The 19,448-nt window shown below is 67.3% G+C and carries 16 protein-coding genes; 8 read left to right on the top strand and 8 right to left on the bottom strand.

The window, feature by feature from the left end:
- The first annotated feature begins 117 nt into the window (after window positions 1-117).
- From EV650_RS06650 to EV650_RS06630, 5 genes are read left to right on the top strand one after another with little or no spacing between them, the layout of a single operon-like run.
- The gene (locus EV650_RS06650) at window positions 118-3,222 is read left to right on the top strand and encodes an endo-1,4-beta-xylanase (protein ID WP_238174053.1); all 3,105 of its coding nucleotides are present in this window, start codon (window positions 118-120) and stop codon (window positions 3,220-3,222) included.
- An 18-nt stretch (window positions 3,223-3,240) separates the two neighbouring features.
- Window positions 3,241-4,704 carry an ABC transporter substrate-binding protein gene (locus EV650_RS06645; RefSeq protein ID WP_238174052.1) on the top strand — a complete coding sequence of 488 codons (1,464 nt, stop codon included), beginning with the start codon at window positions 3,241-3,243 and terminating at the stop codon, window positions 4,702-4,704.
- A gap of 5 nt (window positions 4,705-4,709) precedes the next feature.
- A complete protein-coding gene (locus tag EV650_RS06640; RefSeq protein WP_238174051.1) occupies window positions 4,710-5,684 on the top strand; it encodes a carbohydrate ABC transporter permease in 975 nt (324 codons plus the stop codon).
- A complete protein-coding gene (locus tag EV650_RS06635) occupies window positions 5,684-6,514 on the top strand; it encodes a carbohydrate ABC transporter permease (RefSeq protein ID WP_134116376.1) in 831 nt (276 codons plus the stop codon). Before EV650_RS06640 ends, EV650_RS06635 begins: the two co-directional genes overlap by 1 nt.
- A gap of 10 nt (window positions 6,515-6,524) precedes the next feature.
- On the top strand, window positions 6,525-7,820 hold the full coding sequence (locus EV650_RS06630) for a Gfo/Idh/MocA family oxidoreductase (RefSeq protein ID WP_134116374.1): 1,296 nt from the start codon (window positions 6,525-6,527) through the stop codon (window positions 7,818-7,820).
- A gap of 49 nt (window positions 7,821-7,869) precedes the next feature.
- Here EV650_RS06630 and EV650_RS06625 read toward each other — a convergent pair whose 3' ends face one another.
- Window positions 7,870-9,192 (bottom strand): pyroglutamyl-peptidase I, encoded by a 1,323-nt coding sequence (locus tag EV650_RS06625; RefSeq protein ID WP_134116372.1) that lies wholly within the window; start codon window positions 9,190-9,192, stop codon window positions 7,870-7,872.
- A 75-nt stretch (window positions 9,193-9,267) separates the two neighbouring features.
- Here EV650_RS06625 and EV650_RS06620 point away from each other — a divergent pair, with 75 nt between their 5' ends.
- Window positions 9,268-9,762 carry a SigE family RNA polymerase sigma factor gene (locus EV650_RS06620; RefSeq protein ID WP_134116370.1) on the top strand — a complete coding sequence of 165 codons (495 nt, stop codon included), beginning with the start codon at window positions 9,268-9,270 and terminating at the stop codon, window positions 9,760-9,762.
- The gene (locus tag EV650_RS06615) at window positions 9,759-10,658 is read left to right on the top strand and encodes a hypothetical protein (RefSeq protein ID WP_134116368.1); all 900 of its coding nucleotides are present in this window, start codon (window positions 9,759-9,761) and stop codon (window positions 10,656-10,658) included. Before EV650_RS06620 ends, EV650_RS06615 begins: the two co-directional genes overlap by 4 nt.
- On the opposite strand, the gene EV650_RS06610 is transcribed toward EV650_RS06615, so the two are convergent.
- Window positions 10,659-11,510, bottom strand: a complete 852-nt coding sequence (locus EV650_RS06610; protein ID WP_134116367.1) for an alpha/beta fold hydrolase — start codon at window positions 11,508-11,510, stop codon at window positions 10,659-10,661.
- Window positions 11,507-12,106, bottom strand: coding sequence for a GNAT family N-acetyltransferase (locus EV650_RS06605; protein WP_134116365.1), 600 nt, complete (start codon window positions 12,104-12,106; stop codon window positions 11,507-11,509). Before EV650_RS06605 ends, EV650_RS06610 begins: the two co-directional genes overlap by 4 nt.
- 93 nt (window positions 12,107-12,199) lie before the next feature.
- Between EV650_RS06605 and EV650_RS06600 the strand changes: the two genes are divergently transcribed.
- Window positions 12,200-13,105, top strand: a complete 906-nt coding sequence (locus EV650_RS06600) for a GntR family transcriptional regulator (RefSeq protein WP_134116363.1) — start codon at window positions 12,200-12,202, stop codon at window positions 13,103-13,105.
- On the opposite strand, the gene EV650_RS06595 is transcribed toward EV650_RS06600, so the two are convergent.
- The 5 genes from EV650_RS06595 to EV650_RS06575 are packed head-to-tail and all read right to left on the bottom strand — an operon-like array spanning window position 13,089 to window position 19,391.
- Window positions 13,089-13,586 carry a beta-class carbonic anhydrase gene (locus EV650_RS06595; protein ID WP_134116361.1) on the bottom strand — a complete coding sequence of 166 codons (498 nt, stop codon included), beginning with the start codon at window positions 13,584-13,586 and terminating at the stop codon, window positions 13,089-13,091. The two genes, EV650_RS06600 and EV650_RS06595, sit on opposite strands and share 17 nt — an antisense overlap.
- Window positions 13,583-14,515, bottom strand: coding sequence for a ferredoxin family protein (locus tag EV650_RS06590; RefSeq protein ID WP_134116359.1), 933 nt, complete (start codon window positions 14,513-14,515; stop codon window positions 13,583-13,585). The genes EV650_RS06595 and EV650_RS06590 overlap by 4 nt, the downstream gene beginning before the upstream one ends.
- A 43-nt stretch (window positions 14,516-14,558) precedes the next feature.
- Window positions 14,559-16,235: an MFS transporter gene (locus EV650_RS06585; protein WP_134116357.1), complete on the bottom strand. Its 1,677-nt coding sequence runs from the start codon at window positions 16,233-16,235 to the stop codon at window positions 14,559-14,561.
- The gene (locus tag EV650_RS06580) at window positions 16,232-16,939 is read right to left on the bottom strand and encodes an LppX_LprAFG lipoprotein (RefSeq protein WP_134116355.1); all 708 of its coding nucleotides are present in this window, start codon (window positions 16,937-16,939) and stop codon (window positions 16,232-16,234) included. The genes EV650_RS06585 and EV650_RS06580 overlap by 4 nt, the downstream gene beginning before the upstream one ends.
- 4 nt (window positions 16,940-16,943) lie before the next feature.
- Window positions 16,944-19,391 (bottom strand): DNA gyrase/topoisomerase IV subunit A, encoded by a 2,448-nt coding sequence (locus tag EV650_RS06575; protein ID WP_134116353.1) that lies wholly within the window; start codon window positions 19,389-19,391, stop codon window positions 16,944-16,946.
- Window positions 19,392-19,448: the final 57 nt, after the last annotated feature.

The raw sequence follows: 19,448 nt of genomic DNA, 5'->3' as shown, positions 1-19,448 counted from the left end.
GATCGAGGTCCCGCCCGACCGAGCACTCCCGACCCGCAGCAGCCCAACGCGTTCAGACCCAGGCCGATGGCCGGCGGGTCATGCGCTGCTGCGCGCCTTCTGGAAGGAAGTCCTCCAGTGTTCAGAAAACTGGCCACCGGTGCGGTTCTCGCGCTCGTCGCCACGGTCGCGATCCAGCCGAGCGCCCAGGCCGACGCGACACCGTTCGAGGTCCTCCCGACCGATGCCGTCGCCAATTTTACTGAGTTCAAGAGCCTCCCCACCGACTCCACCCGCCAAGTCGACATCACCGGCAACCCCGACTTCACCAAGGCCCTCGAGATCACCGTCCCCAACGGACCGCAGAGTCCCGGTCTGGACGGCGAGTACGAGATCAGCCTCGGCGTACCCGCTGCCGCAACGGTCACCGCCGGCGACGCGCTGGTGGCGACCGTATGGGCCCGGTCGATCGAGCCGACGCCGGGCGCGACCACCGGCAATGCTCACGTCGTCTTCGAGACCGACGGATCGCCGTTCAAGAAGTCGCTGAACGCCGCGCTGCTGTACGGCACCGAGTGGAAGAAGTTCCAGTTCCCCTTCCGCGCCGCTGTCACTTACACCGCGGGCACGACCACTGCCGCGCATCTGAACCTCTGGCTTGGCTACGGCACACAGAAGTTCCAGATCGCCGGTGTCTCGGTGCAGGACCTCGGCCCGGGCAATCCGGCCGGCTACCCGCAGGTGACGTATGACGGGCGTGATCCGAACGCAGCCTGGCGTACGGCGGCCAACGCCCGGATCGATCAGTATCGCAAGGGGAATCTGGCGGTCTCCGTCGTCGACCCGGCCGGCAACCCAGTCAGTGGTGCGACGGTGTCCGCAGTACAGCAGACCAGTGCGTTCAAGTTCGGCGCGGCGTCCGACGGGGCTCGGCTGATCGGGGATCCGTCGGGCGGGATCAGCGGGACCGATCTGCAGCAGTACCAGTCGAAGTACTCGACGCTCTTCAACCAAGGTGCCCTCGGCAACAATCTGAAGTGGAACCACTGGGAGACCCCGGCCGAACGCGACGCGATCACGCTGCCGGCCATCCAGTGGATGCGGCAGCACGGGCTGCGGGTCCGCGGCCACAACCTGATCTGGCCGTCGTGGGGCCTCATGCAACCCGACGTCGTGAACCTGCAGAGCGATCCGGCCGCGCTCAGAGCCCGGATCAACACGCACATCACCGACGAGGCGAGCTCTTTGGCCGGTCTGATCGACGAGTGGGACGTGGTGAACGAGCCGTACTCCGAGCACAACGTCCAGGACGTCCTCGGTCCGAACGAGATGGCGAACTGGTTCCGGCTCGCGCACCAGGCCGACCCGCAGGCGAAGCTCACCCTGAACGACTACGGCCTGGTCGAGAACAACGGCTGGGAGAAGCGTCACCGCGACAGCGTCTACAACATGGTGCAGTCGCTGAAGTCGTCGGGTGCGCCGATCGATACCGTCGGTTTCGAGAGCCACTTCAACGGGCTGCAGCTGACCTCGCCGGACGACTTGATGACGATCGTCGACCAGTTCGCTGGACTCGGCGTGAACGTGGCGGTCACCGAGTTCGACGTGGACACCGACGACCAGCAGCTGCAGGCCGACTACACCCGCGACTTCATGACCGCGATGTTCTCGAACCCGAACGTCAACCAGATCAGCAACTTCGGCATCTGGTCGAAGAACATCTACAACCCGCAGGTCGCGCTCTACAACGACGACTGGTCGCCCAAGCCGAACGCCTTGGTTTGGCAGGACCTGATCCAGCACCAGTGGCACACCAGCGTCGCGGGGCAGTCCAGTGCGGCGGGGACGTTCGGTACGCGCGGTTTCCTCGGTGACTACCTGGTGACGGTCACCGTGAACGGCGTCTCGAAGCAGGTGAAGGTCGCTATGCCGACCACGGCCGGCGCATCGGTCAAGGTGATCACCGACGGCATCGCCACCACGGTCCGCACCGACCAGCCGAACCCGGTCGGCGACGGCGACTTCGAGAGCGGCACCCGTGGCTGGACAGCACTCGGTACCGGCCCGGCGACCGCCGCGAATGCGCACAGCGGCCACACCGCCCTCTCACTGACCCCAGGCTCCGGCGTGACCCAGAACATCACCGGTCTGACCCCCGGCACTAGCTACCTGCTTTCCGGCTGGGGCCGTCTGAACGCTGGCGGTACCCAGTGCTACGTCGGAGTCCGTGGTGGTGCCACTGCCGGTACGCCGACCTTCCAGTACGAGCTCACGTACGCCGACGAGCGCGCGTACACCCAGAAGCTGGCGGCGTTCACTCCACCGACGGGCACCAAGTGGGTCCAAGTGTTCGCCTGGTCCAACCCCAGCGCCTCGTCGCCCGAGTGCACTCTGGACGACCTGGCCATCACGCCGACGGATGGTACGCCGCCACCGGCGCAGGGTCCGCCCGCAATTGCGCCGTACCTGCCGACGCCGTCTGTGCTGGCGAACGGATCGCTGGAGAACCAGTCGAACACCACCGGCTGGTACTGCCTGGGGACCTGCACGCTGAAGAACGCGTCGACGACGCCGCACACCGGCGCGGGCGATCTGTCGGCAGCTGGGCGAGAGGCGGCTTGGGCCGGTCCGGCACAGGGAGTGTCGGTCGTGAGCGGCGGGCTGTACGACTCGTCGGCCTGGGTGCGGCTGGCGTCCGGATCGGACACCGCGACGGTGAGTCTGAAGCTGACCACGTCGACCGGATCGACCACTGTCAGGCTCGGGTCGGCGCCAGTTACCTCCACTGGGTGGACACAGCTCTCGGCTTTGAACACCACGGTGTCCTGGACCGGAACATTGACCAAGGCCGAGTGGTGGATCAGCACCGCGACAGGCGCCGGCGACTTGCTGGTCGATGACGCGTCGTTCGCGCCGATGGCGAAGACCGTTGCGAATCCGCCGACCGGTCCGGAAGAGACGGCGTTCAACCCGGTGCAGCCGACGGCGGCGTGCGTCGTACACAACGTCGACTCGTACACGGCGTACTTCGGTTACTCGAACGCCAACAATTACTACATCCCGATCCCGGTCGGCACTGACAACGCGTTCAGCCCCGGACCGTCGGATCGCGGCCAGACCGTCTCGTTCCTGCCCTTCCAGCGCCCGCGTCGCGTCGCGGTGACCTGGGACGGCAGCCCCCTCACCTGGCGGCTCGGCTCTCTGTCCCAGACCGCCTCGTCGGCTTCGCCGGCCTGCAGCTAAGTCACTGGAGGAACTCTCATGTCATCACCCATCTCACGGCGGTCACTGCTTCGCGGTGCGGCCGCTCTGGCCGGCGCGGGCGCACTCGCGGGCTGCTCCTCGGGCAACGACGCCGAGGGGTCGAAGGCCAAGACCACCATCACCTACTGGGACTGGTACGCGAGCCAGGCCGGCTGGGTCGACAACGAGATCAAGCTGTTCCAGCAAGCCCACCCCGACGTCATCGTGAAGAAGACCACGCAGGTCAGCGACAAGTACGCCGACCTGGTGTCGCTCGCGTACCGGAGCAACAACCCGCCGGACATCCTGATGGTGCCGAAGAGCCCGCAGCTCAGCCAGCAGGTGTCGCAGGACTGGCTGCTGCCGGTGGACAAGTGGGCGACCAAGTCGTGGCAGTCCCGCTTCCCCTCGAACAGCTTCGTTGAAGGAGTGGATGTCTTCGGCGGCAAGGTCTACACCGCGCCGTTTGCCGCGCTGGCACCGTCGCTGCAGCTCTACGTCCACCACGGTGTGTTCAAGGACGCCGGTCTGACCAACGAAGACGGCAGCGCGAAGCTGCCGAAGACCTGGGACGACGTGACTGCCGCCGCGGAGGCGATCGCGTCGAAGAGTGGTGGCAAGGTCGCGCCGTTCGGCTTCGGGAACTCGACGAACACGACTTTGGCCTGGTGGCTGGATCTGTTCGTCCGCGGCGCCGGCTCGCCAGGTGGTGCGGCGGTCGGCGGGATCGACGGTATGGACTACCGGACCGGGCAGTGGACGTTCGGCAGCGACCGGAACTACCTCGACGTGGTCAACCTGCTGCTCGAGTGGAAGAACAAGAACTGGTTCTACCCGAACTCGATGAGCATCTCCGACGAGCAGGCGCGCGCGTTCTTCGAGCGCGGCCGGTTCGGCATGACGGTCGGTGGGGTGTGGAACCAGCCGGAGTGGAGCCAGCACAAGTTCACCGACTACAGCCTGGTCACGCTGCCTTCGCCTGCCGGGGACCCGAAGGCGCTGTTCTACGGGCCGCCTGGAGGACGGTTCGTAGCGGTCTCGTCGAAGTCGACGCATACCGATGAGGCATGGGCGTGGTTCGACTGGCTCTACAGCGCGGACGCGGGGAAGCGGTGGGTCGAGCAGGGCCAGGGCCTGTCGGTCTACGCGAAGAACAACGACCCGAAGGGCGTGAGCTTCGCACCGTTCGCGCAGTACGTCGCGATGTCGGGGACGGCCGTGGTCGGTCCGCAGCCGGCGATCCGGAACCCGAAGGTGTCGGCGGTTCAACTGGCCGCGGTGAAGCCGGACATCAACGACGTACTCGCAGGCATCTACACCGGTCAGATCAAGGATCCGCAGGGGGCGCTGACCGAGCTCGAGGGTAAGACGAACCAGGCGCTGGCGGATGCGATCAAGAAGGCGCCTGGGGTGAGCGCGAAGGACTTCACGTTCGCGGACTGGGAGCTCACCAAGCCCTATACGACCAAGCCGGGCGCCTGATGGTGATGACCACCCAGGTCCGCGAGGACGTCGTCACGGCCGAGCCGCCGCGCTCGGCCGGACGGCGGCGATCGCGGCGCCGGACCTACCTGTGGTCGTACGTGTACCTGGCGCCGATGATGGTGCTGCTGCTCGCGTTCATCGTGTACCCAATCGTCGCCTCGCTCGGCTACACGTTCTACAAGTGGGACGGGATCGGCGATCCGTCGGAGTTCGTCGGGCTGGCCAACTTCCGGCAGATCGTCCACGACAGCATCTTCTGGCGTTCGCTCGGCCACACCTTCGTGTACGCCGCCTTCGTCGTACCGGTGCAGCTCGTGCTGGCGTTGGCGCTCGCGCTGGTGCTGAACAACAAGCGGCTGCGGTTCGCGTCGTTCTACCGGACGCTGTTCTTCCTGCCGGTGGTGACATCGGCGGCGGTGATCGGTGTCGTCATCCAGTTGCTGGTGTCGAATTTCGGCGACTCGATCAACACGCTGCTGCTCAACCTGCACCTGGTCCACCAGCACATCGACTGGCTGGGGGATCCGCACTTCGCGCTGGCGATCATCATCCTGGTGGGGATCTGGCACACGTTCGGCTACAACCTGGTGTACTTCCTGGCCGGTTTGCAGACCATTCCGGACGAGCTCTACGAGGCCGCGCGGCTTGACGGCGCCGGCCGGTTCGCGACCTTCTGGTACATCACGATCCCGATGCTGCGTGCGGTCGGCGTGGTGATCGTGATCCTGGCCGTGATCGGGACGTTCCAGATCTTCGACCTGGTCCAGGTGCTGACCAGCGGCGGTCCGTACTTCGCCACCGAGGTCGTGAACACCTACATCTACCACCTGGCGTTCGGCGGAAGTAACGCCAACGCGGTCCAGCCGGATATCGGTCTGGCGTCCGCGGCGTCGTTCATCTACGGCCTGCTACTGATCGGATTCTCCGTGGTCCAAGTCATCGTACTGCGTTCGCTCGCTCGTCGGAGAGGTGCCTGATGACCCGGCGGCGGGTAGTGACAGTGATGACGCATATGGCGTTGCTGGTCAGCGGATTGGCCTGGCTGTACCCGTTGTTCTGGGCGCTCGGGTCGTCGCTGAAGAGTGACGACGACTTCTTCACCGACGGGCTGAATCCAATGCCGTCGCACTTCCTCTGGGCGAACTACCTCAACGCCTGGCAGGAGGCCTCGTTCGGCCGGTACTTCATGAACACAATACTGATCACCGTAGGCACGGTAGTGATCACTTTAGTAGTCACGTCCTGCGCGGGATACGTACTTGCCCGCACACGCTTCCCAGGCCGCGGCTTCTGCCTCGGGTTGGTGTCGGCGACGTTGTTCCTGCCGCACGGCTACACGATCATTCCGGTGTTCGACCTGATGCAGCGGCTGCATCTGCTGAACAGCCTGTGGTCCGTGATCATCGTGCAGGCCTCGGGCGGCGTGGTCTTCGGGACGTTCCTGTTCATGGGCTACTTCATGGCGATCGACAAAGAGCTCGAGGACGCGGCCCAGGTGGACGGCGCGAACTTCCACCAGACGTTCGCCCGGATCATGCTGCCGCTGTCCGGTCCGATGCTGGCCACGGTCGGCCTGTTCACCGCGATCAGCGCGTGGAACAGCTTCTTCATCCCGTTGGTGTTCACGCTCGGCCGGCCAGAGCTGCGGACGCTCGCGATCGGCATGTACGCATTCATCGGCGAGAACTCGACCGAGTGGACGCTGCTGTGCGCCGGCACGGTCATCACGCTCGCCCCGATCATCCTGCTCTTCGTGCTCCTGCAGCGCTTCTTCGTCAACGGTCTGGCCGGTGCGGTCAAGCAATAGGAGGTACTCCATGCCTGTGCGGACGGCAATCGTCGGAACCGGGAACCGCGCTCAACTCTTCACCGAAGGCCTCGCCAAGCGGGACAGGTACGACGTCGTGGCGCTGTGCGACCCGAACTCGGTCCGAATGGCCTTCCACAACCGCATGCTGCTCGCGGCCGGCCGTCGTACGGCGCATCAGTGGCCGCCCGCCCGATTCGACGAGATGCTTCGGGTTGAGCGGATCCAACTGCTGATCGTCACCAGCGTGGATGCGACCCACAACCGCTACATCGAGGCGGCGCTGCGGGCCGGCGTACGAGTGATCAGCGAGAAGCCGATGACCACGGACGCGGCCAAGGCCACGAGCATCCTGGCCGCAGTGCGGGAGACCGGCGGGTCGCTGTCGGTGGCCTACAACTATCGGTTCAACCCGGTGCATCGCCGGGTGCGTTCGTTGCTGGCCGAGGGCGCGATCGGGGACATCCACTCCGTGCACTTCGAGTGGATGCTCGACGTGTCGCATGGCGCGGACTACTTCCGGCGCTGGCATCGCGACAAGGCGAACTCCGGGGGACTGATGGTCCACAAGGCCAGTCACCACTTCGATCTGGTGAACTGGTGGCTGGGCGCGGAGCCGCGGATCGTCTACGCACAAGGGCAGTTGGCGTTCTACGGGCCTGGTCAGCGGCACGGCTACGCACGTCCGTACGCCCGAGTGCACGGAGCCGCGGAGGCCCTGGACGATCCGTTCGCGTTGCACCTGGCCGACAACGCGACGTTGAGCGAGCTGTATCTGGACGCAGAGGCCGAGGATGGGTACTACCGCGATCGCAACGTCTTCGCGCCAGGGGTGACGATCGAGGACGACATGGCCGTGCTGGTGTCCTACAACACCGGCGCGACGATGACGTACCACCTGACCGCGTACTCACCGTCCGAGGGCTACCGGGTGATGTTCAACGGATCCCGCGGCCGACTGGAGCTGAATGTCGAAGAGTCGACATTTACCCCACCGAATCGCCGGGTCGAATCCGCCAAAGGCTGGGTCCACGGCGACCTCGCCGCGCCAACCGCCGGCCGCACAACAATCACCCTGCGCCCCCTGTGGGAACCGCCGATCGACAAGACCGTCCCCCACGACCACACCGGCCACGGAGGCGCCGACGCCCGCGTCCTGGCAGCCCTACTGGACGGCGAGCCCACCGAAGGAGCCGACATCGCCGACGCCCGCCAAGCAGCCCTAGCCCTGGTAACCGGCCTAGCAGCAAACCGCTCCTTCGAAACCGGCCTCCCAGTCCGAACGGCCGACGTACTCACGATCTGATGGACAGAATACTGATCATGCGCCGAAGGACTGTGATCAGTTTTCTGTCCTAGCCGAGTGCTGCGCGGAGGACTGCGTGGGCGCCGTTGACTATGGCTTGGCGGTTGGCTTCGTAGGTTGGGTCGGTGAGGTTGGTCTTGTTGGTTGGGTCGAAGGTGAGGACGGGGACGTGGAGGTGGCCGGCGGGCATGGAGGGGTCGAGGAGGTCGCGTTGGAGGGTGTTGCGGTAGGCAACCTCGTTGGAGAGGTAGCCGCCGCCGGTGCCTTCCGAGGCGATCGAGCCGGGGGTCGGGCCATCGGCCTGGCGGACTGGTTCGGTCTGGCCGGCTGGGATCTCCAGGACTGACGTGTTGACACGGGTCCTGAACGGGGCGACGTCGGCGTGTGACATGCGGGCCAGCGGGAGGCTTGAGGTGATGAACTCGGGGCCGGCCGGCATGCTGGGGGAGACGACCGGGGCGTTGATCGTGCCGCCGCCCCAGAGGTTGTTGTTGTCGCCGATCGAGCTGACCGAACGACGCCGGCCGTTGAAGACCTCGAGGTCGAAGATGCCGACGCGGCCCTGACTGGAGGTCATCACGAGGTCCGCGTGCTGGGGTCCCGGCCGGTAATGCGGTGCGAGCGCGTTCTCGACCATGTTCTCGTCGAAGTCGGTGTACCGGACCGGGAAGACCACGGTCTGGATCTCGTACGTCTTGCCGTTCACCGTCCAGCGCTGACCGTCGAGCGTGAGCGCGTTCGCCCCGGACGGGTTGCCGATGCGAATGTCCGCGTCGAGGGTGAACGGGTCGAAGCCGGTGACGAGGATCTTGCGGACGCCGGGTGTGAAGCGTGTGCTCGTGATACCCCGGGACGCGTACTCGAACGACCGGATCAGCCCGGCGCGTTCCGTCGTACCGAGGCCGAAGCGTGGTTGCCACTGGCGCAACGCCAGCGCCATCGAGATCCGCGCCCAGTACAGACCGCGGTCGTCGGTCGCGGGCAGTGCGTCGGTACCGTGCACGGGATGCTGTGCCCGGTACGTCGCCGTACGCCAGAGGGTCTCGCCCTGCGTCTGTACGAGGGCTGCTGCGGCCTGGCGGTTGGGGACCCGGCACAGGAGCTGGGCGAACAGCTCCACCTGCCGGTCGAAGCCGGACCGCCGGAGGATCTCGGCCGGAACCGACGGTCCGTCGGCCACGCCTCTGTTGAGCCGCTGTTCCTCGACGGTGCCGACGATCGAATGATCGAGGCACCCGGTTACCGGACCGCCGCGAAGCGCTGGTGCAGCGTCGGGCAATGCCTGGGCTACCGGAGCGCCGGACAGGACGGCAGTCAGCGCCAGGGCGCCGACGAGCAGGGAACGATGGAATGAGCTGGGGCGGAGTCTCATCCCTGGTGTCTATCAGATGCAACCAACTTCGGTCTCGTAGGCGTGTCTAACCCGGTATCGAGGATGGGAGAACACATGAGTGATCGGGACGCCGCGTTCGAGGCCTATTTCGCGGCACGTTCCGACGCCATGCGCGGCACGGCATACCTGCTCTGTGGCGACTGGCATCGCGCGGAAGACCTGGTACAGCAGACGTTCACGAAGATCTACCTGGCGTGGCGCCGGATCCACCGGCACGAGGCGATGGACAACTACACCAGGCAGACGCTCGTCCGTACGTTCCTGTCCGAGCGGCGCCGGGGGTGGTTCCGGCACGAGTCGGTCGGGTCCCCGGAGACCGACCCGCCGGCGCGGTCGCCTGACCTCGCCGACGATCGGCTGGTGTTGCTGGAGGCGCTCGTGCAGGTGCCGCCGAGGCAACGCGCCGTGCTGGTACTGCGGTACTGGGAGGACCAGTCCGTCGAGCAGACCGCCGCGCTGCTCGACTGCTCGACCGGAAATGTCAAGAGTCAGGCCGCGCGCGGGCTGGCGACGCTACGGGGTCTGCTGGAAGAGGAGAAGGTTCGATGAACGAAGAGGATCTCAACGAGGCATTCCACGACGTCATAGTGCGCAGCAGTCCACCGGCGTCGATGGATCCCGCGCGCGCTCTCGAGCAGGCCCGCCGGGTGCGCAAGCGGCGCAGGGTGGCGTGGGGCGGGGTCGCCGTCGTCACGCTGACGGTTGGCGTCGGGGCCGGTCCCGCACTGGTCGCGAACTTCACCGGTGGGCCGGCCGACCAGCTGGTGGCGAACGGCGGCGGCACGACGCAGCCAGTGGCTACGCCGTCGGGGGCAACGCCCTCAGTTTCGAAGCCGGTCTCCACCGTGCCCCCGACGACGACGCCGACCACGCGTAAGTCTGGTGACCCGTGGCCGGAGGGCCAGGTGGATCGCACAGCGACCGCGGGTCCTCGCGCCGTTCGGGCCGTGACGCTGATGAACGACCTGAGCTCGTCAGTGCCGCCCGGGTCCAGTACGCCGGATCTGAAGTACCCGGACGGTCGCGCGATGAGATGGCCGCAGAGCCAGTACGCGTCCAATGACGGTGAGCAGGACTATTGGGAGTACCAGGCCATCATCCCGGTGCAGAAGGACGACCGGGTCGGCCAGTTGCTGGTGGAGTCGACCACACCCGACGGGAAGCCGGCGACGGACCTGTGCAAGCTGGCGAAGCAGTTCTGGGGTGGGACCGGTAGCTGCACCATCATGAACGTCGGCGGTAAGAAGGTCGGAGTGGTCACCGACAGCGGGCGTGGCAGCTACGACCAGTGGGCCGCCTACCGGTACGGCGACGGCACCGTCGTGTACCTCGCGCAGGCCAAGAAGACCGACAACCCGGCCCGATCGCCACTCACACAACCGGTCTTCACCACCCACCAACTGGCCGAGCTGGTCACGTCACCGAAGTTCAAGATCAGCAGCTGATCACGCGCCGAGGGTTTCGAAGATTTGGACGAGCTCGGGGCGGGACATGGGGCCGGCGTGGGGCGCCGGGACGTTGTGGACGTCGGTGGGGTTGTCGGGAGTCAGGCGGTCGGCCTCGGCGATGAAGCGGTCTTGAAGTGCGGGTGGAATGAGGCGGTCCTCCGTGAAGCGGATGTACGTGCGGGGGATGCGGCCCCACGTGTCAGCATGGCCGCGAGCGTCGGAGGCGGGGATGGCGATGGGCTCGTCCGGCTGGAAGTGGTTCAGCAGGTTGTGCATCGCCTCGTCGGTGAAGTCGTCGGCCAGGCATTGCTTGATGCCGGCGATCAGGTCCAGGTCGGCTGTCCGCCAGTTCACGCGGGCGACGCCGAGGGTCGCCGGGTCGCCGGCGAGTGCTTTGGTGACCTGATCGACGAGACTCTCGCTGTTCTCCGGTGTAGCGAAGTACTCCGCCATGCTCGGCAGGTCGACGCAGCAGTACGCCGACGTGTAGACGACGCGCTCGAGTAGCTCGGGTACTGCGTTGCCGACACGGCTGACCGTCACACCGCCCTGGCTAGCGCCGACAAGGATCACCGGTCCGAGCTGGTGCGCACGGCGTACGACGCGGATCACGTGGTCGACGTAGTCGTCGAGGGTGAGGTCAGCGAGCGGCGACGGCTCGGTGGCGAGTCCGCGGACGTCCTGGGGAGCCTGGTAGGCGTGCGGGAAGAAGCCCCTAGCGCCGTGGCCGGGCAGGTCGACGGCGACGGCGCGGTGCCCGCGCAGGGTGAGTTCGTTGACGAGGTCGAGCCACGAGGCGCCGGACGAGTGGGTGCCGTGGACGAATACGAAGATCGGTCGCTTTGTCATCGTTTGTCTCCTGTCGTGGGTCGCCACATCGGCCAGAGCGTTGGGCTGTCGGCGACTTGCACCGGTGAGCCCTGGTCTCGGAAGCCGTGGCGGAGGTAGAGGGCGCGGCTGCGGGGTGAGCTCGCCTCCAGGTAGGTGCCGATGGCGAGTGAGTCGGCGTACCGGAGGCGGTCGCGCAGCATGGTCGAGCCGATTCCGGCGCCGCGGTGTGCTGCGGCGACACCCATGCATGGGAGATACAGGTACGGCTGGTCGTGTGGGTGCCGCTGGGCGAGGGCCTCGCCGAGCGCTTGCAGGCGGTGCGCGGCAGCGGGCAGCTCGGCCGGCTCGTTGCGGTACGGCGGTGAGGTGGGCCCATCGCCGTACGGCGGTTGGCCGGTGGCGAGACGTAGCCAGATGGCAGCGCCGGCTTCGGCAACGAGGTCGGTCTCGACGGATGGGTGGGTGAGGAGCGGGGCGTAGTAGAGCTCGGTCTGGAGGTGAGCCCGAGTTGTCGGGTCTGGGAAGAGCCAGCTGACGATCGGGTCGTCGGTGAAGGCTCTGGCGAGGATGGCGACCACCGTGTCGTGGTCGGCGGGAGTGGCGCGGTGGATCATGCGTACACCGTATTCAGCTACATCTTCAAACGCCCGCCAGTACGGGAGGAAGTGTGCCAGGCCAAGGTCGAATGAACTAGTACACTTCCGGTCATGGAAGCGCCGTATCAGCGAGTGGTTGCGGAGTTGCGGACCCGGATCCTGACCGGGGAACTGCGACCTGGAGAACGCGTGCCGTCGGTACGCGAGATCGCGCGCCGCTGGGGGATCGCGATCGCCACCGCGACCAAGGTGATGGCGAGCCTTCGCGACGCCGGCCTGGTCGAGACGAAGGTCGGCGCCGGCACAGTCGTCGCACTACCCAGAGGCCGGCGGACCCCCAGGCGGGCGGTGGAGCCGCGGGTGGTGTTGAGCCATGACCATGTCTTGCGGGCGGCGGTTTCGGTGGCGGACGGCGAGGGGATCGAGGCCGTCTCGATGCGGCGCGTCGCAGTCGAGCTAGGCGTGGGCGCGATGTCGCTCTACCGCCACGTGGCCGGCAAGGACGAACTGGTGACAGAGATGGTTGACGCCGTCTTCGGCGAGTACGAGCTCCCCGAACCAGGCCCCGACGGCTGGCGAGCCAAGCTCGAGCTGATCGCCTGGCTGCAGTGGGAGCTGTGCCGCCGCCACCTATGGCTCCCTGCGGCGGTCTCGTTCACCCGCCCGCTCCTGGTGCCGAACCTAACCGCCCAAACCGAATGGACCATGCGAGCCATCGACGGACTCGGGCTCCCGACGGAGGTCTGCATCCGCGAGGCCCTGACCCTCCACGGCCTCGTCATCACCGCGGCCCGCGCGATGGCGGACGAGATCGAGGCCGAGCAGGAGACCGGCGTGACCCTCGACCGCTGGCGACTCGACACCCGCCGCCGCGCCGAAGAGTTGCTCGCCACCGGCAGGTTCCCGCTGCTCGCGGCCGTCCCCGAGGACGCTGCGTCCGACCTGCGCGCTCTGTTCGAGTACAGCCTCGCCCGTCACCTCGACGGGTTCGAGGTGCTGGTCAGTCGATCTCGGTGAGGCGGCCGTTGTCGACGTCGTACATGAAGCCGCCGACCAGGATGTCGTCGCCGATCAGCGGGTGCTCGCGGACTGCGGCGACGTCGCGACGGAGCGCTTCGACCTGGTCGGGGATGACCGAGATCGGCAGGTAGCCGGCCGGTTTGCCCGCGGCCTGCTCGACCTTGGCGCGCAGGTCGTCCTCGGACATCGCGGCCATCGCGCAGCGGGTGTGCGGAATGATCATGATCCGCCGTACGCCGAGCAGCTGGACGCCGAGCACCAGCCCGGTCAGCGTGATCTCGGTGACCCGGCCACCGGCCGAGCGCAGTACCTTCGCGTCACCCGGCTTCAGGCCGAGCATCTCCAGCGGCGGGATCCGCGAGTCCATGCAGGTGACCACACCGATGCCGGCATGGGCGATCCCATCGAACCCGCCGTAGTGGAAGTCGGCGGCGTACTCCGCGTTGGCCGCGAGCAGATCGTCGAATCCGCCGCTCATCGGACACCACCTGACACTGGAATTCCGGCTTGCAGGATCGACATCGCGAACGGTTCCTTTCCACACGAGTCCGGACGGGGAGGATCAGCGGGCGCACTGGTGACGGGCACGATCCACGACCGGCCATCGACATGCTGGACAGTGACAGTCTCGGGACCTTCGGCCACGACTCGCAACGCATCGAGGGAAAGCTCGCCTGTGAGTTCGCGTACGGCGACCTCCGCGGCCTGACCGCGCTTGGTCCAGGTCGACCGCCCACGCAGCCCGGTCAGGACCGTCTCGCCCCGGTCGGCCGCGGCCAGCGCCTCGACCGCCGTCTCGACGGTGAGGTGCCCGTGCATCGTGCCGGCCGGCAGGTACGTCGCGGTCGGCGCGAAGCGATGTCCGCCGAGATGGTTGGCCTCCCACACCCGGCCCGGTGCCCGCTCGGCCAGCGCTGACACCAGCGGCCGCCCGAGGATCGCGCAACAGCCGTCGCGCTTGCCGTTCGTGCAGACGAGCACGACCGGCTCGTCCACCGGCTGGAGCGTGGGGAGGGACGCCATGACAGCAGCGCGGTCACCACGCGCGACCGCAGCGAGGTCGAGGTCGTCCAGCTCGGATGGATCAGCGATCCCGCCGCCGAGCAACCAGGACCTGCCCGGCCCGGTCGAGGCGACGAACACCTGGTGCGACCGCTCAACCGCGTCGGCGTGCCGCCCAGGGGAGCGGATCAGCCCGAAGCGCACGTCCACTTTCTTGCACTTGTCGTCGAACGACCCGCCGAAGTCAGGGTTCAGGTGACTCTGAGTGGGCGCCTTCGCGCCCCACGGACCTGGCTGCTCGACAACGACCCATCCGGCCGCCACGACAGCAGTCCCCGCCAGCGGTTCACGCAGTACTCGACAGAACGTCGAACACCGGCCGGTGGCGTCGGGCGCAGGGGTCACACCATCACGGTACGCGAGGTGAGACGGCTGTCCCTCATGTTGATCATGATGTGTGCACAACGCCACGTCGGCCGAGCAGCAGGACGGCGAGTACGGCGGCCAGGAAGGCGCAGACGGCGGCGCCGGCGAAGATTGCGTGAACTTGTGAAATGGCCGCGTCGCGGAGCGCGTCGAGGAACGGGCGGCAGGTTCCGGGGGAGGACGGGCACAGCTCGTTCGGCGATTTGATGCCGTCGGCAATGGCGTAGTACCGGCGGAGGCCGATCGCGGTCAGGGCCGAGACGCCGACGAGCATCCCGACCATCCGGGCGACCACGACCAGCGCACTCACCAGACCGTGGCTACCGGCTGGTGTCGCGCCAAGCATTGCCGTGTTGAGTGGTGACAACGCCAGGCCGAAGCCGAAGCCGCACACCAGCAGTACGACGGTCGCCGGCCAGTGATCGAGCGCCGTACGACTCCAGAACGCCATCACCACGAACATCGCGCCGGACAACCCCAGCCCGCCGCCCGCGATCAGTCCGAGCCCGTAGCGTCGTGTGAGCCAGCCACCGGCAACTGCACCAACCGGCAGCGCGATGAGGAAGCGCACCAGCACCAGCGCGGCCTCCAGTTGCCCACCGCCTTGGGTGGTGCGTGCAAAGACCGGTACGTCGACCAGCGCGGCGATCAAAGCGCATCCGATCAGGAAACTGACCAGCAAGGACCCCCAGGCCGGTCGCGCACCCAGCAGACCACGCGGCACGATGGCGGCCGCCGTACGACGCTGCCACAGCGCGAACGCCACCGCGAAGACAGCAGCCGCGACCAGCAGCCACGGACCGGCCGGCGACATCAGCTCACGTTCGGGGTCGGCAGTCGCAAAAGCCAGTACGACCCCGGCCAGAGCGAGCGCGAGCAGCAGGGCGCCGACCAGGTCGACCTGCGACAGTACGCCGCTCAGTCGACCGCGCTGCCGCCACAAGACGAGGCCTAGCCACAGCAAACCGAGTACCAGCGTGACGACGCCGATCGGTGTGAGCAGCCGTGACGACCCGGTGAAGGGTACGAAGGGCAGGCCGAGCGTGACGCCGGATGCGAGCCGTTCGGGCGCGGTCAACGTGAGGCCTAGAGCAACACAGGCGAGGACACCGACCAGACCTGAGATCGGTGGCCATCGGCGTCCGCGGAGGAGGAGTGCGAGGACGACGGCGACGGTCAGGTTGAGCCAGAAGATGTACCGCCAGTCGGCAACCGCGAGTACGGCGGCACCGAGCAGCGGACCGAGGACCGATCCGAGTTCCTGCACCGCGCCGACCACGCCAAGCGGCAGTCCGCGACGCTCGGCCGGCCACAGGTCGGCGACCAGCGCGAGTGTCGCCGGGACCAGCCCGCCACCGCCGACCCCTTGGAGAAACCGACCGGTTACCACCAGCGGAAGGTCGTACGCGCCGGCCGTGATCAGCGACCCGACCGCGAAGAGCAGCAGCGCACCGACCAGCACCGGCGTCCGCCCGACGACGTCCGCGATCCGTCCGATCAGCGGCAGTACGGCGATGTACCCGAGCAGGAACCCGGAGATGATCGGCGCCGCCCGCTGCAACTCGTCCGCGGACAGCCCGACCCCGGCCATCATGTTCGGCAAGGCGAGCACAACGACGTACGTGTCCGCCGCCGCGAAAGCGACGGCGATCGAGGCCAGGGTCAGCCGGGTCCTCGGATTGCCGACTGACGAGGTCACGGCTTGGTGATCTCGACCTTCTCGCCGTACTTGTCCAGGGTGACGTCGTAGCTGCTGGTCGCGCCGGCGTAGAACGGCCCGGTGATCGTCGCCGAGATGAGCTGCTTGGCGTCCTTGTCGATCTTGAACGTGCTCGGGAAGTCCTTGTCCGCGGGCGCCTTCGGGAAGATCCCCTGCAGCGACTTGCCTTGGACCGACCCGGTGACCTCAGTCAGCACCTTCGCGCCCTGACGGGTGTCGCCGGTGATCTTGGGATCCTTCAGCGTCGGCAAGACCGCGGTCAGGCCCTTCGCCGGGTCAAGCAGAACCGACGGGTCGGGCGCACCGAGAGCGGCCAACTGGGACGGCGGGAGCTCGATGTAGCTCGGGATGTACGAGAGCTTCGCGTAGACCTTGCTGCCGATCGCCACCACCTCGGCGTCGATCGGCGAACCACCGGACCGCACCGTCAGCTTGCCCTTGAAGGCCGGCGCGTGCGTCGCAACGCCGTCACCACTGGCGAGCGTCTGCGCGCTGTCCGGCAGATCGCGACCGGTCAGCACGATGTGCACGCTAGCGGCGTCGTCGATCGTCTTCTTGACGTCGGTCAGCAGCGAGACCGCGTCGCCGCCGGACTGCGCAGCACCCCCGCCGGAGTCCTTCTTGCTGCTGCATCCGGCCAGCGCAAGTACTACGACCGCGCCGAGCGCGAGCAGTCTCTTCACGGGCTCAGCCTGCCAGATCGGAAGCGCACGCAGCGATCGGCTGCGCGACCGGTACGCCGGAACCGTCCCGGCGCGGGTCGATCGGCGGCAGATCCACCGGTGCACCGCTGCTCGCACTGGCCTTCACCGGCGCCGCGCCGATATACCCGAGCAGCAGCCCGTCCTCACCCTTCAGCAACCGCTGGCAACGCACGCCACCGGTCCCGCGGCCCTTGCCCGGGTACTCGCTGAACGGCGTCACCTTCACTGCGCCGACCTCCGTGCCCGGCAGCGCGGACGAGGAGCCAGCAATCGTCACGACCTGCGCCTCGCGGCCGGCGTCGACGGCACCGAAGAAGACCACCTTCGCCTTCGCGGCCAGCCGGACCCCGGCCATACCGCCGGCTGTCCGTCCCTGCGGCCGCACCGCAGACGCCGCAAAGTGCAGCAGTTGCGCGTCCGACGTGATGAAGCACAGCTCCTCTTCGCCGGTCGTCAGCTCGACCGCGCCGACGACCTCGTCGCCGTCCTTGAGCCCGATGATCTCCCACGAGTCCCGGTTGCTCAGGTGATCCGGCACGACTCGCTTCACCACGCCACTCGTCGTACCCAGAGCAACACCGATCGACTCCGGGTCCATCGTGCTCAGCGCGAGCGCACGCTCACCCGGGTCGAGCGACACGAACTCCGCGATCGGCGCGCCGCCCTGCAGGTTGGGCGCGTTCGCGGTCGTCGGTACGGCGGGCAGGTCGAGCGACTCGAGCCGGATCAACCGGCCGGCGCTGGTAATCACGCCGTACTGTCCACGCGCTGTGCTCTTCACCGCGGACACGATCGCGTCATGCTTCGCCCGAGAGTCACTGGCCCCGAACGGTTCGACTCCATTCGTCCGCGCGAGCAGACCGGTCGAGCTCATCAGGATCCAGCACGGGTCGTCGCTGACCTCGAGCGGTACGGCGGCCGTCTTGGTCGCGCCGGACGACTCCAGCAGCACGGTCCGTCGCGGCGTGCCGTAGGTCTTGGCGACCTCGGCGAGCTCGTCGGAGACCGTCTTCTGCAGCAGCTTCGGGTCCTCGATGATCGCGGTCAGTGCCTCGATCTCGCGCTCCAGCTCGCCCTTCTCGGTGTCCAGCTCGAGCTTGGAGAACTTGGTCAGCCGGCGCAGCGGCATGTCCAGGATGTAGTTGGTCTGGATCTCGCTGAGGTCGTAGATCTCGATCAACCGGGCTCGCGCCGCGGCCGCGTCGTCACTGGACCGGATGATCTGGATGACCTCGTCGATGTCGAGGATCGCGATCAGCAGTCCGTCGACAATGTGCAGCCGGTCCTGGGCCTTCTTCCGGCGGAACTCGGTGCGCCGCCGGGTCACGTCGTACCGGTGGCCGAGGTAGACCTCGAGGAGTTCCTTCAGGCCGAGGGTGCGCGGCTGGCCCTCGACCAGGCAGACGTTGTTGACGTGGAACGCGTCCTCGAGCGGGGTCAGCTTGTACAGCTGCTCGAGCAGGGCCTCGGGGACGAAGCCGTTCTTGACCTCGATCACCAGCTGGGTGCCGTGCGTGCGGTCGGTCAGGTCCTTGACGTCGGCGATGCCCTGCAGCTTCTTCGACTGGACCAGGGTCTTGATCTTCTCGATCACCTTCTCCGGGCCGACGGCGTACGGCAGCTCGGTGACCACGATGCCCTTGCGGCGCGGGGTGACGTTCTCGATCCGGGCGGTCGCGCGCATCTTGAAGCTGCCGCGGCCGGTCGCGTACGCGTCCTTGATGCCTTCCAGGCCGACGATCTTGCCGCCGGTCGGCAGGTCGGGTCCGGGCACGAACCGCATCAGGTCGTCCAGGTCGGCGGTCGGCGTCTTGATCAGGTGCCGCAGCGCCTGGATCACCTCGACCAGGTTGTGCGGGGCCATGTTCGTGGCCATCCCGACCGCGATGCCGGTGGCGCCGTTGACCAGCAGGTTCGGGAAGGCCGCCGGCAGGACCTGCGGCTCGTTCTCCTGACCGTCGTAGTTCGGCTTGAACTCGACGACGTTCTCGTCCAGGCCGCTGGTCATCGCGATCGCGGACGGCGCCATCCGGCATTCCGTGTACCGCATCGCGGCCGGGCCGTCGTCCAGCGAGCCGAAGTTTCCGTGGCCGTCGATCAGTGGGACCCGCATCGACCACGGCTGCGCGGTCCGGACCAGGGCGTCGTAGATCGCGCCGTCGCCGTGCGGGTGGTACTTACCCATGACTTCACCGACGACGCGGGCCGACTTCACGTGGGCGCGGTCGGGGCGGATGTTGTTCTCCGCCATCGAGAACAGGATCCGCCGCTGGACCGGTTTCAGCCCGTCCCGTGCGTCGGGCAGCGCCCGGGCGTAGATCACCGAGTAGGCGTACTCCAGGTAGCTGGTACGCATCTCGTCGGAGACGTCGACGTCGAGGATGCGCTCCTCGAAGTCCTCGGGTTCGGCGGTGCTGGTACGGCGTGCCATGCGGGTCTACGAACTCCTCGATCAAACCGGTACGGCGCCGCGACGGTCCGGCGCCGT

It is taken from the genome of Kribbella kalugense, from assembly GCF_004365875.1.
GTDB lineage: Bacteria > Actinomycetota > Actinomycetes > Propionibacteriales > Kribbellaceae > Kribbella > Kribbella kalugense.
The sequence above is the reverse complement of the archived record's forward strand: the minus strand, read 5'-3'. Positions and strand labels throughout refer to the sequence as shown.

What these genes read in the sequence shown, in the direction of transcription:
- EV650_RS06645 (WP_238174052.1), top strand. Translation starts at nt 3,241, where the DNA reads ATGTCATCACCCATCTCACGGCGGTCACTGCTTCGCGGTGCGGCCGCT.
- EV650_RS06640 (WP_238174051.1), top strand. Translation starts at nt 4,710, where the DNA reads ATGACCACCCAGGTCCGCGAGGACGTCGTCACGGCCGAGCCGCCGCGC.
- EV650_RS06635 (WP_134116376.1), top strand. Translation starts at nt 5,684, where the DNA reads ATGACCCGGCGGCGGGTAGTGACAGTGATGACGCATATGGCGTTGCTG.
- EV650_RS06630 (WP_134116374.1), top strand. Translation starts at nt 6,525, where the DNA reads ATGCCTGTGCGGACGGCAATCGTCGGAACCGGGAACCGCGCTCAACTC.
- EV650_RS06625 (WP_134116372.1), bottom strand. Translation starts at nt 9,192, where the DNA reads ATGAGACTCCGCCCCAGCTCATTCCATCGTTCCCTGCTCGTCGGCGCC.
- EV650_RS06620 (WP_134116370.1), top strand. Translation starts at nt 9,268, where the DNA reads ATGAGTGATCGGGACGCCGCGTTCGAGGCCTATTTCGCGGCACGTTCC.
- EV650_RS06615 (WP_134116368.1), top strand. Translation starts at nt 9,759, where the DNA reads ATGAACGAAGAGGATCTCAACGAGGCATTCCACGACGTCATAGTGCGC.
- EV650_RS06610 (WP_134116367.1), bottom strand. Translation starts at nt 11,510, where the DNA reads ATGACAAAGCGACCGATCTTCGTATTCGTCCACGGCACCCACTCGTCC.
- EV650_RS06605 (WP_134116365.1), bottom strand. Translation starts at nt 12,106, where the DNA reads ATGATCCACCGCGCCACTCCCGCCGACCACGACACGGTGGTCGCCATC.
- EV650_RS06600 (WP_134116363.1), top strand. Translation starts at nt 12,200, where the DNA reads ATGGAAGCGCCGTATCAGCGAGTGGTTGCGGAGTTGCGGACCCGGATC.
- EV650_RS06595 (WP_134116361.1), bottom strand. Translation starts at nt 13,586, where the DNA reads ATGAGCGGCGGATTCGACGATCTGCTCGCGGCCAACGCGGAGTACGCC.
- EV650_RS06575 (WP_134116353.1), bottom strand. Translation starts at nt 19,391, where the DNA reads ATGGCACGCCGTACCAGCACCGCCGAACCCGAGGACTTCGAGGAGCGC.